Origin of the sequence: Cupriavidus phytorum (assembly GCF_003254285.1) — a bacterium.
Lineage (GTDB): Bacteria > Pseudomonadota > Gammaproteobacteria > Burkholderiales > Burkholderiaceae > Cupriavidus > Cupriavidus phytorum.
This window is the reverse complement of the sequence record NZ_QKZN01000006.1, coordinates 191,839-204,472: the sequence shown is the minus strand read 5'-3', so window position 1 is coordinate 204,472 and position 12,634 is coordinate 191,839. Positions and strand designations below refer to the sequence as shown.

Sequence of the window (12,634 nt, the reverse complement as noted above, 5' to 3'; positions counted from 1 at the left end):
GACACTGGCGCCACCTCGTGCTCGCATGCGGGGTCGCGGCCGTCGCGGCATGCGGGGATGAGCCGGCGCAGGATGTGAGCGGCACCGCCGCCGTGGGCGCGGCGCTGGCCGGCGCCACCGTGCAGGTGCGCGACACGCAAGGGCAGGTGCGCCACGCCACGGCCGATGCCAGCGGCGCCTTCCGCCTGTCCGGCGTACCGGACGGCGCGCTGATGGTCCGCTGCGAAGGCGGGCTCGTAAGCGGACCCACTCAGGGCGAACCGAACCGCCAGCGGCTGCACGGCCTGGTGCTGGGCGGACGCACCGTCAACTGCACGCCGCTGACCGAGCTGGCGCTGTGGAAACTGACGGGCGGCCCGCCGGGCCAGGCCTTCGACAGCTTCGGCACCGCGACCGCCAAGGGGCTGTCGGCCGAAGCGCTGACCGAAGCGGAAAGCGCCGTACTGGCAGCGCTGGCCGCGGGTGCCGGAGTCGATGTCGATCCTGCCGCGATCCCGCGGCGCTGGCACGACACCCCGCTGCAGGCCGGCAATGCCGGCGATGCCCACGATGCCGCGCTGGACGCGCTGCGCGAAGCCATCTCCGACCAGGCCTCGATGGATTTCATGGGCGAGATGGTGGTGCACGGGCTGTGCGTGGCCGACGGGAACTGCGGGTGAAGCAAGCTTGCGGGGCGCGTGAGAACCATCGCCCCGCAACGCCGCCGCGGTGGCTCTGTCAGGGTCCCGCCGCCGCCGGCAACATCTCGCATACCGGCAGCCGGAACATGAACTCGCTGCCGCCGCTGCGCCGGTTGCGCACTTCCAGCGTGCCGCCGTGCGCCTCGATGATGGAGCGGCAAATGGCGAGACCCATGCCCATGCCATCGTCCTTGGTGGTGAAGAACGGCTCGAACACCTGGCCCAGCACGTCCTCGGGGATGCCCGCGCCGTGGTCCTGCACGCTGACGACGACATTGTCCTGCTCGCGGTACGAGGTCACGATCAGTTCGCGCTGCGGGGGCGGAGTCTGCACCATGGCGTCGAGCGCGTTGGTGATCAGGTTCAGCACCACCTGCTGCAGCTGGACGCGATCGGCTTCGACCACGGCGGACCCCGCCGCCAGCCGTGCGACGACCCGGACCTCGTGCGCGTCGATGTCCAGGCGCGCCATCTCCAGCACTTCGCGCAGGACGTCGTCGGGATGCAGCGGCGCCAGCACCGCCGGCACCTGCCTGGCCAGCGCGCGCAGCGCACGGATGATGTCGGCGGCGCGCAGCGCGTACTGCTTGATGTCGGTAAAGCCGTCGAGCGCCTCGGCCACCTCCGGCCTGGGCCGGTTCAGCCAGCGCAGGCTGGCGTCGACGGTGGCGACGATGGCGGTGAGCGGCTGGTTGACTTCATGCGCGATCGAGGCGGCCAGGCCGCCCATCACCGTCAGGTGCGAGGTGCGCGCCAGTGCCGAGCTGGCGCTGCGCAGCCGCATTTCGGCGGCGACGCGGCGGTTGCTTTCGTCGATCAGCTGCTGGTACAGGCGCGCGGTCTCGAGCGAGATCGCCACCTGCGGCGCCAGCACCTCAAGCTCCGCGATCCGGGTCGCGTCGAATACCGCCGGCGCCAAGCTGTTTTCCAGGTAGAACACGCCGACCAGGCTGCCGCCGCGCAGCAGCGGCAGGCACAGCACCGAGCGCGGGCCGCCGGCAATGGCGCCCCGGGTACGGATCGACGGCGCATCGACCATGGCGTCGTCCAGCGCCAGCGTCTGCCGGGTGCGCAGCACGCTGTTGAGCACCGCCAGCGGCAGCGCCTGCTCGCTCGGCACCGCACTGCCCAGCGTCACCGCCACCTTGCCATCGGCCACGCGTGCCGAAGCCTCGATCATGGGCTGCTCGCCGCGCATCAGCAGCAGCAAGCCGTACTGCGCGCCGGCATGGACCACCACATGGGTCATCAGCGTTTCAATCAGCCGGTCCATCACGATCTCGCTGGACAACGCCCTGGCCGCCTTCATGCCCAGCTCCCAGCGCTGCGCGCTGAGCCTGCCGTCGGCGCTGCCGTGTTCGTGCCCCGCCACGTCGCGCTGCGGATGGCGCGTCTCCAGCAGCGTCGCCTTGTGGTCGGCGCCCCAGCGGCGGTAGCCGGCATGGGCCAGGCGCCAGTGCTGCGCGGCCGCGGTCGGCAGGCCGCGCGCTTCGCACAGCATGCCGGCCAGCTCGTGCGCCAGCGCCGCCTCATGAACGAAGCCGGCCGCGGCGGCGGCCGCCGCCGCCTGCTCGTAGCCGGCCAGCGCCTGCAGCGGATCGCCGCGCAGGCGCGCCAGCTCCGCCTCGACCAGCGCCAGCTTGCCGCCGAAGGTCTGGGAGTTCAGCGCCGCCCAGCGGGCAAAGCAGTCACGGTGCGCGGCAAGTTCGGCCATCACGTCGTCCGACGCGGCGCCGGCCGTCGCGTGCGACAGCGCAATGGCCAGATACAGCCGGCAATCCGCGACGTTGATATGGGCAGGCGCCGACCAGATCAGCGTCTGCGCCTCGCGCAGGCTGCGCACCGCGTGGTCCCACTCCTGCCGGAACACCGCCGCCATGCCGTCGTAGAGCCAGATCCAGAACCGGGTCGGCAGCGAGTTGGCGCGCGCCAGCCGCTGCGCCGCGTTCATCTGGTGGGCGGCCTCGTCCTGCGGCGGCGCTTCGTCACCGCTGCGCAGCCGGCGCAGGAAATGGTGCTGCGAATACAGGATCAGCTCGATATCCCGGTATTGCACCAGCCGCGTCAGGGCCAGCCCGCGGCCGATCTCTTCCTCCACCAGGCGCAGGTGCTCGCCCATCGCGAGCAGGTCGGACACGATATGGTTGCAGGCATAGCACGCCATGCCGATATCGCCCGAGGCCCGGCCCAGCGTGACGGCGCGCTGCGCATGCGCCAGCGCGTAGGACAGCGGCCGGGTCCAGGCGCTGACCTGGTCGACCGCCACCAGCGTGGCGATGCGCTCGGCCTCGTAGCCATGGCGGTCGGCCAGCTCCATCGCCGCCAGCCCATAGGCCAGTCCGTCCTCGTATTGCTCGTACAGGCTGGCGATGAAGACGCCGAACCACGACAGCCCGTATGGCGATTCCGCGGTGGCGCCGTGTTCCAGCGTCAGCTCCACCATCTTGGCCACGTGCAGGAAGCTGATGCCATCGCGCACGAACAGCGACGAGATCAGCGTCGACAGCAGCCCCATGATGGTCTGGATGCGGCTGTCTTCGGTCGCCGGCAACCGGCCCAGGCTGTCGATGGCGCGCCCGCCCAGCGCCCGCTTCACCGTGTCATAGGCCTCGCGCATGCGCGCCGGGCCGGGCCCGCGTTCCAGGTGGATATCGAGCAGCGCCAGCCCCGACAGCGCGGCGTTGATCGCGCCCTCGTAGTCGGAACGCACGGTCTGCAGGCTGGCCTTGAGCCGGTGCACGGCGGCCTTGTCCACCGGCGGCAGGTCGCGCGCGAGCAGCGCGTCGATCTCCTGCGAGGCCGGCTCCAGCCGCGCCTGCGCCAGCAGGCATTCGCAGTGCAGCATGCTCGCACCGTAGGCCAGCGCACAGTGCGTGGTCCACCATGACGGCTGCATCAGCGCGAATGCGGCGTCGGTGTAGCGCGTCGCCTGCGCTAACGCCGCGCTGCGCCGGGCGCGCCTGGCGGCGACCAGCAGCACCTGCACGAAGGCCACGCGTTGCGGCTCGGGCAGCGGATGGCCGGCCGCGCGTTCGATCTGGTTGCCGATCTCGAAGGCATGCACGGCCTGGTCGGCCTGCCAGTGCTCGATCATGATGGCCGCGATGCGGGCGTGCGCGGCCGGACGCTCGCGCGGCGCGATCATGGCGTACGCCGCCTCCAGCACACGGTCGTGCTGGAACGCGTAACCGTCCTCGCTCCATACCAGCAGGCCGGCATCGACGAAGGGGCGCAGCCGCTCGTCGAGCTGCGCCGCATCGAGTTGCGCCACGCACGCAAGCAGGCTCTGCTCGCAGCGTATGCCCACGCAGGCCAGCTGCCTGAGCAGCTCCGTACCTGCTTCCGGCAGCCGCGCGAAGCGGCGGGTCATCAGGTCGGTCACGCTGTCGGTGTAGCGATGCTGCGCGGCATCAGCCTCGTCCCAGTGCCAGCCGGCGCGCTCGTCGCGGTAGGCCTCGCGGTAGGCCAGCACGCCATCGTCGACCAGCGCGCGCAACAGCTGGTACGAGAAGAAGGGATTGCCGCCGGTCTTCGCATGCACCAGCTGCGCCAGCGCTTCCACGCGCGGCGCCGGCTCGTTGAGGGCGGCCGCCACCAGTTCGGTCAGTTCCCACACGGACAGGGGCCGCACGGCGATGCGCGTGACCGGCAGCGCGCCGGCGCGGCTTGCGTGCATAAGCCACGAGAAGCGCTGCTCGACATCGTTGCCGTGGTCGCGATAGGCGGCGATCAGCAGCAGGTTGGCCGGGCGCTGCGTGGTAAAGGCTTCGAGCAGCGCAATGGTCGACGCATCGGCCCACTGCAGGTCATCGAAGCACAGCACCAGCGGCGCGCCCTGGTCGGCAAAAGTGGCGAAGGTGGCAAGGATGGCCTGCTGCGCGCGCGCCAGCGCCTGCTGGGCCGGCACCTCGGCCAGCGGCGCGGTGCGCCCCAGCACGTGCTCGACCTCGGGCACCAGCACGGCAATGGCCCGGCCCTGGCCCGCGAGCGCGCGCAGCCAGCGCTTGCGCACCGGCGCCAGCGCGGCTTCCGGCTCGCCCAGCAGCGGCAGCGTCAGCGCGCGGATCATCTGTGCGACCGGGGCGTACGGAATGTCGAGCTGCAACTGATCGCTCTTGCCGCTGGCAAAGGGCATGCCGTGCTGCCCCGCCTGGCACGACAGCCACGCCGCCAGCGCCGACTTGCCGGTGCCGGCGGCGCCGGCGATCAGCACCAGCTCGGACTGGCCGCTGTGGCGCACGCGCGCCAGCGCGTCGGCAAGCTGCGCGGTTTCGCGCGCGCGGCCGAAGAGCTCGCCGGACACGTCCAGCGTCGAGCTCGCGCCGGCGGCATCGAGCCGGAACGGCGCGATCTCGCCGCGTTCGCGCCAGTCCGCCTGGCAGCGCAGCAGGTCGACGAGCAGCGAGATGGCGCCGGCATAGCGGTCAGCGGGATCCTTGGCCAGCAGCCTGAGCACGATCGCCCCCAGCAACGGCGCGATGCCCGGCACGCGCACGTGCGGCGGCACGGGTTCGACGGCGAGATGGGCGTGCTGCCACGCCGCGGGCGTATCGGCGCTGAACGGCAGCGTGCCGGTCAGCATCCGGTAGAAGGTCACGCCTAGCGAATACAGGTCAGAGCGGGCGCTGGTGCGCGTCTGGTCGGCGCGGGCGACTTCGGGCGACTGGTATGGCCACGATGCGGGGCCGGGGCGCGGCACCACGGGCGGCATGGCGTCCAGCGCGGTGGCATGGTCGAAGCCGGTCAGGCGCACGCCGGCGCCGCCGTTGACGCCGTCGTTGGCGCCGTCGTCGGCGCTATCTTCGATGAGCAGGTTGTGCGGCCGGATATCGCCATGCAGCAGGCCGTGCGCATGCGCGCCCGCCAGCGCTCGCGTGCTGCCGATGGCAAGCTCCAGGAAGCGCGCGACCGGGACGGGGGCGTCCTCCAGTGTCGCGGCGAGGGTCGATGCGGGCGCGCCGCCATACACCACCACCATGCGTTCTGCGTTGCGCAGCGTGGCCGCCGGCACCGCGGCCCAGTCCGCCTGCAAGCGCGCGGCCAGCCGGGCTTCGTCCTGCAGCGGCGCGCTGTGGGCCAGCGGCGCACTCCTGGCGAAGCAGCGCAGCCCGGTGTCGGGGTCGGACAGTTGCAGGTAAGCGATGCCGTCCGAGACGTGCAGCACGGTCTGCGCGGCCCGTGCCAGCCAGGCGTCGTCAAAGGCCGGTGCGAGGCTTCGCTGCGCGGGGATGCCAGGCGTCATGGGGGCGGGAATGATGGCAGGCTCGGCGCTGCGGCGCACTCAGCCGCCGACCTTGCACAGGCCGAGCTGCTGCGCCATCAGCACCAGCTCGGCAAAGGTGCGCGCCTTCATCTTGCGCATGGCCTGGCCGCGGTGGATCTTCACCGTCACCTCGCTGATGCCGATCTGCGCGGCGATCTGCTTGTTGAGCAGGCCCGCCACCGCCAGGCCCATGACCTCGCCTTCACGCGGCGTCAGCGACTGGTAGCTGGCGCGCAACGCCTCGAGCCGGCGCAGACCGTCGCGCCGCAGCCGGTCCTTCTCCAGCGCGGCGGCCACCGCGTCGAGCAGGTCCTGGTCGCGGAACGGCTTGGGCATGAAGTCTTCGGCGCCAGCCTTCATCGCCGCGACCGTCATGGCGATATCGCCGTAGCCGGTCATGAAGATGATGGGGATGTGGACACCCAGCTGGCCCAGCCGCGCCTGCAGGTCGAGCCCGCTCTGCCCGCGCAGCCTGACATCGAGCAGCAGGCAGCATGGCGTATCGGGCAAGGGCGCTGCCAGCAGTTCGGCGGCGGAGGCGAACAGCGCCACGTTCAGGCCGACCGAGCGGCACAGGTTGCCCAGCGCACGGCGCAGCGCGGCATCGTCGTCGACCACCAGCACCGTCGCGTCATCGTTCGCACTGGTGTCGGCTGGCTCCAGGCTCGGTGATGTCACGGTCAGATCTCCAGTGCGCTCGGAAAGGTGTTGCGGATTATAACCAGCGGGCATGTCATCGCAAGGACCGGCATGGGGTCACGGCAGTGACGCACCGGGCACCCATACCATGGTGTTAGTCGCGCACGGGTGCGGTGACGGCGCGTACGCCATGCACGGCGCACCACGCCTGGGCATCGGCGGCCGCAGGGTAATACGAACATCCGATTTGCGTTGGCGCCCACACCGACTAGTCTTCCCTGCGGCAGCGCTGCGGTCATGCAACCCCGCCGCCCTGCTCCGCCCCCTCCCGCGTTGCGGCCTTGCGCTGAAGCAAGGACCGCACCCGGCTCAACCCTGGTCCCAAGGAACGACACCATGTCCAACCCGAAGCTCGAAGTCCTCACCCCGCAGAACAGCCAGCTGATCATCATCGACCATCAGCCGCAGATGGCCTTCGGCGTACAGTCGATGGACCGTCAGGCGATGAAGAACAACGTGGTCGGCCTGGCCAAGGCCGCCAAGATCTTCAATATCCCGACCACCATCACCACCGTCGAGAGCGAGTCGTTCTCGGGCTTCACCTATCCGGAACTGCTCGACGTGTTCCCGGACCAGAAGACCCTGGAGCGCACCTCGATGAACTCGTGGGACGACCAGAAGGTACGCGACGCGCTCAAGGCCAACGGCCGCAACAAGGTCATCGTCGCCGGCCTGTGGACCGAGGTCTGCAACACCACCTTCGCGCTGTGCGCGATGCTCGAAGGCAACTACGAGATCTACATGGTGGCCGATGCCTCGGGCGGCACCAGCAAGGAAGCGCACGACTACGCCATGCAGCGCATGGTGCAGGCCGGCGCCGTGCCGGTGACCTGGCAGCAGGTGCTGCTGGAATGGCAGCGCGACTGGGCCCATCGCGACACGTATGACGCCGTGATGAAGCTGGTGAAGGAGCATTCCGGTGCCTATGGCATGGGCGTCGACTACGCTTACACCATGGTCCACAAGGCGCCGCAACGCACCGCCACCCCGCACGAGTCGATCGCGCCGGTGCCGGCGCGCTGAGCCTGAGGCGATCTCGCCGCCTGCTGTCGTCCTCCTCCATCGCAAAGGTTAATCATGAGCTTCATTACTACCCAAGACGGTACCCGGATCTTCTACAAGGACTGGGGCTCGGGCCGCCCGGTCGTGTTTTCGCACGGCTGGCCGCTCAATGCCGACGCCTGGGACGCGCAGATGCTGTTCCTGGTGCAGCAGGGCTTTCGCGTGATCGCCCATGACCGCCGCGGCCACGGCCGCTCGGACCAGCCCGCGCAGGGCAACGACATGGACACCTATGCCGACGACCTGGCGGCGCTGCTGGACGCGCTGGACCTGCAGGATGCGACACTGGTGGGCCACTCCACCGGCGGCGGCGAGGTGGCGCGCTACATCGGCCGCCACGGCACCAAACGCGTGGCCAGGGCCGTGCTGATCGGCGCGGTGCCGCCGGTGATGCTGAAGACCACGGCCTACCCCAACGGCCTGCCGATGGCGGTGTTCGACGGCATCCGCAAGGGCGTTGCCGACAACCGCTCGCAGTTCTACCGGGACCTGGCGGTGCCGTTCTTCGGCTTCAACCGCGACGGCGCCAAGGCCTCGCAGGGCACCATCGACGCGTTCTGGGCGCAGGGCATGGCCGGCGGCATCGTCGGCCAGTACGCCTGCATCCGGGAGTTCTCGGAAGTGGACTATACCGAGGACCTGAAGAAGATCGACGTGCCGACGCTGATCCTCCACGGCGACGACGACCAGATAGTGCCGATCGGCAACTCGGCGCGGCTGTCGGCCGAGATCGTGAAGGACGCCACGCTGAAGGTCTACCCCGGTGCCTCGCACGGCATGTGCGTGATCAACGCCGACCAGGTCAATGCCGACCTGCTGGCCTTCCTGAACGCCTGAGCTTATGTCAGTCACCCGCCGGCAATTCATCGCCTCCGCCGCCGCGCTCGGCGCGGCCGCCTCCTCGGAGATCTTCGCCATGTCACCGGAAACCCCTGACCTCATCCTCGTCAACGGCAAGTTCGCCACGCTCGACAAGTCCAACCCGCAAGCCGACGCCGTGGCCGTGCGCGACGGACGCTTTGTCGGCGTCGGCACGCGCCAGGACATCATGAAGCTGGCCGGGCCGCAGACGAAGGTGATCGACCTGAATGGCCGGCGGGCCATTCCCGGGCTGATCGACAGCCACATGCATATCATCCGCGGCGGCCTGAACTACAACATGGAGCTGCGCTGGGACGGCGTGCGCTCGCTGGCCGATGCGATGCGGATGCTGAAGGACCAGGTCGCGCGTACGCCCGCGCCGCAATGGGTGCGCGTGGTGGGCGGCTTCACCGAGCACCAGTTCGCCGAGAAGCGCCTGCCCACCATCGAGGAACTGAACGCAGTGGCGCCCGATACGCCGGTGTTCATCCTGCACCTGTACGACCGCGCCATCCTGAACGGCGCCGCGCTGCGCGCGGTCGGCTACAACAAGGACACGCCCAACCCGCCGGGCGGCGAGATCGTGCGCGATGCGCGCGGCAATCCCACCGGCCTGCTGCTGGCCAAGCCCAACGCAACCATCCTGTACGCGACGCTGGCCAAGGGCCCGAAGCTTCCGCCCGAGTACCAGAAGAACTCGACCCGCCATTTCATGCGCGAGGTGAACCGGCTTGGCGTCACCGGCGTGATCGATGCGGGCGGCGGCTACCAGAACTACCCCGAGGACTACAGCATCATCGAGGAACTGCACAAGGAAGGCCAGCTGACGGTGCGGCTCGCGTACAACCTGTTCACACAGAAGCCGAAGGAAGAACTCAAGGACTTCAAGACCTGGACCTCCCAGGTCCGGCCCGGCCAGGGCGACGACCTCTACCGCCACAACGGCGCCGGCGAAATGCTGGTCTACACCGCGGCCGACTTCGAGGACTTCCGCGTCGAGCGCCCGGAGATGGCGCCGTCGATGGAAGCCGACCTCGAGCCGGTGATCCGCCTGCTGGCCGAAAAGCGCTGGCCGTGGCGGCTGCATGCCACCTATGACCAGACCATCTCGCGCGCGCTCGACGTCTACGAGAAGGTCGCCAAGGAGATCCCGTTCGATGGCCTGAACTGGTTCTTCGACCACGCCGAGACCATCTCCGACCGCAATATCGACCGCATTGCCGCGCTGGGCGGCGGCATCGCCGTGCAGCACCGCATGGCGTACCAGGGCGAGTATTTCGTCGAGCGCTACGGCGCGCGCGCGGCCGAAGCCACCCCGCCGGTGAAGAAGATGCTGGAGAAAGGCGTCAAGGTCGGCGCCGGCACCGACGCCACGCGCGTGGCCTCGTACAACCCGTGGGTGTCGCTGTACTGGCTGACCACCGGCAAGACCGTGGGCGGCATGCCGATGTACCCGCAGGCCAACCTGCTCGACCGCGAGACCGCACTGCGGCTGTGGACCGAGGCCAATACCTGGTTCTCGTCCGAAGTCGGCAAGAAGGGCCAGATCAAGGTGGGGCAGCTCGCCGACCTGGCGGTGCTGTCGGCCGATTACTTCAGCGTGCCGGGCGACGAGATCCAGGACATCGCCTCGGTGCTGACCATCCTCGGCGGCAAGGTGGTCTATGGCGACGGCGACTTCAGCAAGCTGTCGCCGCAGATCCCGCCGGCGATGCCGGACTGGTCGCCGGTGCGGCATGTGGGCGGCTACCAGCCGCGGCCGCAGGCGCGCAAGCTGGCGATGAACACCGCGTGCGGATGCGCCAGCAGCTGCGGCGTACACGGCCACGCGCATGCCAGGGCCTGGACCGCGAGCGTGCCGACCGCCGACGAAAGCACCTTCTGGGGTGCACTCGGCTGCTCGTGCTGGGCATTCTGATCTCAACCACTTTCCCAACGCCCCCACCCGGAGACTGGCCATGCCTGAACCCACCACGCTGACGCCGGATTCCTCCGGCGCAGCCACACTGCGCATGCCGCGCTGGCTGCACTGGCTGGCGCTGCTGCTGCTGTGCGCGGCCTACCTGCAGGGCGGCCTGGTCAAGCTGGCCGACTTTGGCGGCGCGGTCGCCGAGATGCAGCATTTCGGCCTGTCGCCGGCGGTGCCGATGGCGATTGCGACCATCGTGCTGGAGCTGGGCGCGTGCGCCATGATCCTGCTGGGCTGGCGCCGCTGGCTGGGCGCCCTGGCGCTGGCGGGGTTCACGCTGGCCGCGACCTTCGTCGCCAACCGCTTCTGGCAGGCGCCGCCCGACGCCAGGTTCATGATGGCCAACGCCTTCTTCGAACACCTGGGGCTGGTGGGCGGCTTCCTGCTGGTGGCCTGGCATGACCTGCGCGAACGCGCCCGGCGCACGCCGCCCGCGCAGACGGAGCGGTGACCCGCATGGCCGAACAAGCACTCCGCCCCGCGCCCACGCCCGCCAACGGCGGCACCTTCGCGCCGCTGGCGCAGGCCACCTTCGCGGTACTGTGGGCCGCGACCATCCTCGGCAATATCGGCAGCTTCATGCGCGACGTGGCCAGCGCGTGGCTGGCCACCGACCTGTCCACCTCTCCCGCCGCGGTCGCCACGATCCAGGCCGCGGCCACGCTGCCGGTGTTCCTGCTGGCGATCCCTGCCGGCGTGCTGTCCGACATCCTCGACCGCCGGCGCTTCCTGATCGCGGTGCAGGTGGGACTGGCCATGGTCAGCGGCACGCTGATGGTGCTGGCCTGGCGCCAGGCGCTGACGATCGAGATCCTGATCGGCATGGCTTTCCTCGGCGGCATCGGCGCGGCGATGATGGGGCCCACGTGGCAATCGATCGTGCCGGAACTGGTGCCGCAGCAGGAGCTCAAGCGCGCCGTCGCGCTCAATGCGCTGGGCGTCAACATCGCGCGCGCGATCGGCCCGGCCGCCGGCGGCCTGCTGCTGGCGGCGTTCGGCGCGGCCACCACGTATGGCGTGGACCTGGTCAGCTATGTCTTCGTGATCGCCGCGCTGCTGTGGTGGAAGCGCCCGCAGCGCGCCGCCGATCCGCTGCGCGAGCATTTCCTGGGCGCGTTCCGCGCGGGGCTGCGCTTTACCCGCGCGCACAGCAAGCTGCATATCGTGCTGGCGCGCGCGGCGGTGCATTTCGCCTTCGGCAGCAGCATCTGGGCCTTGTTGCCGCTGGTGGCGAAGCAGCTGCTGCGGGGCGGCGCCAGCCTCTATGGCGTATTGCTGGGCGCGGTGGGCCTGGGTGCGATCCTCGGCGCGCTGGTGATGCCGCGGCTGCAGCGCAGGCTCGACGCCGACGGCATGGTGCTACTGTCGGCCGTCGTCACCGCCGTGGTGATGGCGGCGCTGTGCATCGCGCCGCCGGTGTGGGTGGCGCTGCCGCTGTTGCTGTTCCTCGGCGCCGCCTGGATCACCGCACTGACGACGCTGGGCGGCGTGGCGCAGGCCATCCTGCCCAACTGGGTGCGCGGCCGCGCGCTGGCAGTCTACCAGATGGTGTTCAACGGCGCGATGGCGGCGGGCAGCCTGGTGTGGGGCTTCGTGGCGCAGGCGCTGGGCATCTCCGGCGGACTGCTGGTCGCCGCGGGCGGCCTGCTGGCCGCGGCGCTGCTGCTGCATCGGCTGCGCCTGCCGCGTGGCGAGGAAGACCTCGCGCCGGCCCAGCACTGGCCGGAGCCGGAGGGCGCCGAAGAGATCGCGCATGACCGCGGACCGGTGATGATCCTGATCGAGTACTGCGTCCGCGCGGAAGACCGCGATGCCTTCCTGCGCGCGGTGCACAAGCTCTCGGAAGAACGGCTGCGCGACGGCGCCTTCAACTGGGGCGTGATGGAAGATCCGGCCGATCCGGAACTGCTGACCGAGTGGTTCCTGGTCGAATCCTGGGCCGAGCACCTGCGCCAGCACCGCCGCGTGCCGCACGCCGATGCCGACCTGCAGCGCGAGATCACGCGCTTCCATGCGCGCGAGACGCCGCCACGCGTGCGGCACCTGCTGGGCGTGGGCCTGCCGCCTGCGCCGGCGGCGCCGCACTGATTCGTCAACCTC

General features: G+C 70.1%; 8 protein-coding genes. 6 read left to right on the top strand and 2 right to left on the bottom strand.

Annotation, left to right across the window (positions count from 1 at the left end; genetic code table 11):
* Nucleotides 1–74: 74 nt before the first annotated feature.
* The gene (locus C7416_RS17390; RefSeq protein WP_258401115.1) at nucleotides 75–659 is read left to right on the top strand and encodes a hypothetical protein; all 585 of its coding nucleotides are present in this window, start codon (nucleotides 75–77) and stop codon (nucleotides 657–659) included.
* A 58-nt stretch (nucleotides 660–717) separates the two neighbouring features.
* Here C7416_RS17390 and C7416_RS17385 read toward each other — a convergent pair whose 3' ends face one another.
* Together C7416_RS17385 and C7416_RS17380 are read right to left on the bottom strand one after the other, a co-directional pair.
* The gene (locus C7416_RS17385; protein ID WP_111520236.1) at nucleotides 718–5,922 is read right to left on the bottom strand and encodes a trifunctional serine/threonine-protein kinase/ATP-binding protein/sensor histidine kinase; all 5,205 of its coding nucleotides are present in this window, start codon (nucleotides 5,920–5,922) and stop codon (nucleotides 718–720) included.
* A gap of 39 nt (nucleotides 5,923–5,961) precedes the next feature.
* Nucleotides 5,962–6,621 (bottom strand): response regulator transcription factor, encoded by a 660-nt coding sequence (locus tag C7416_RS17380; RefSeq protein ID WP_111520069.1) that lies wholly within the window; start codon nucleotides 6,619–6,621, stop codon nucleotides 5,962–5,964.
* A 357-nt stretch (nucleotides 6,622–6,978) separates the two neighbouring features.
* On the opposite strand from C7416_RS17380, the gene C7416_RS17375 reads away from it, so the two are divergent.
* From C7416_RS17375 to C7416_RS17355, 5 genes are all read left to right on the top strand, one after another.
* Nucleotides 6,979–7,665: a hydrolase gene (locus C7416_RS17375; protein WP_111520068.1), complete on the top strand. Its 687-nt coding sequence runs from the start codon at nucleotides 6,979–6,981 to the stop codon at nucleotides 7,663–7,665.
* Nucleotides 7,666–7,719: 54 nt separating this feature from the next.
* The gene (locus C7416_RS17370; RefSeq protein WP_111520067.1) at nucleotides 7,720–8,541 is read left to right on the top strand and encodes an alpha/beta fold hydrolase; all 822 of its coding nucleotides are present in this window, start codon (nucleotides 7,720–7,722) and stop codon (nucleotides 8,539–8,541) included.
* A gap of 79 nt (nucleotides 8,542–8,620) precedes the next feature.
* Nucleotides 8,621–10,483: an amidohydrolase gene (locus C7416_RS17365; protein ID WP_198035622.1), complete on the top strand. Its 1,863-nt coding sequence runs from the start codon at nucleotides 8,621–8,623 to the stop codon at nucleotides 10,481–10,483.
* 40 nt (nucleotides 10,484–10,523) lie between these two features.
* Nucleotides 10,524–10,985, top strand: a complete 462-nt coding sequence (locus C7416_RS17360) for a DoxX family protein (RefSeq protein ID WP_111520065.1) — start codon at nucleotides 10,524–10,526, stop codon at nucleotides 10,983–10,985.
* Between the two features lie 5 nt (nucleotides 10,986–10,990).
* A complete protein-coding gene (locus C7416_RS17355) occupies nucleotides 10,991–12,622 on the top strand; it encodes an MFS transporter (RefSeq protein WP_111520064.1) in 1,632 nt (543 codons plus the stop codon).
* Nucleotides 12,623–12,634: the final 12 nt, after the last annotated feature.

What these genes read in the sequence shown, in the direction of transcription:
- C7416_RS17385 (WP_111520236.1), bottom strand. Translation starts at nt 5,922, where the DNA reads ATGACGCCTGGCATCCCCGCGCAGCGAAGCCTCGCACCGGCCTTTGAC.
- C7416_RS17355 (WP_111520064.1), top strand. Translation starts at nt 10,991, where the DNA reads ATGGCCGAACAAGCACTCCGCCCCGCGCCCACGCCCGCCAACGGCGGC.
- C7416_RS17375 (WP_111520068.1), top strand. Translation starts at nt 6,979, where the DNA reads ATGTCCAACCCGAAGCTCGAAGTCCTCACCCCGCAGAACAGCCAGCTG.
- C7416_RS17370 (WP_111520067.1), top strand. Translation starts at nt 7,720, where the DNA reads ATGAGCTTCATTACTACCCAAGACGGTACCCGGATCTTCTACAAGGAC.
- C7416_RS17360 (WP_111520065.1), top strand. Translation starts at nt 10,524, where the DNA reads ATGCCTGAACCCACCACGCTGACGCCGGATTCCTCCGGCGCAGCCACA.
- C7416_RS17365 (WP_198035622.1), top strand. Translation starts at nt 8,621, where the DNA reads ATGTCACCGGAAACCCCTGACCTCATCCTCGTCAACGGCAAGTTCGCC.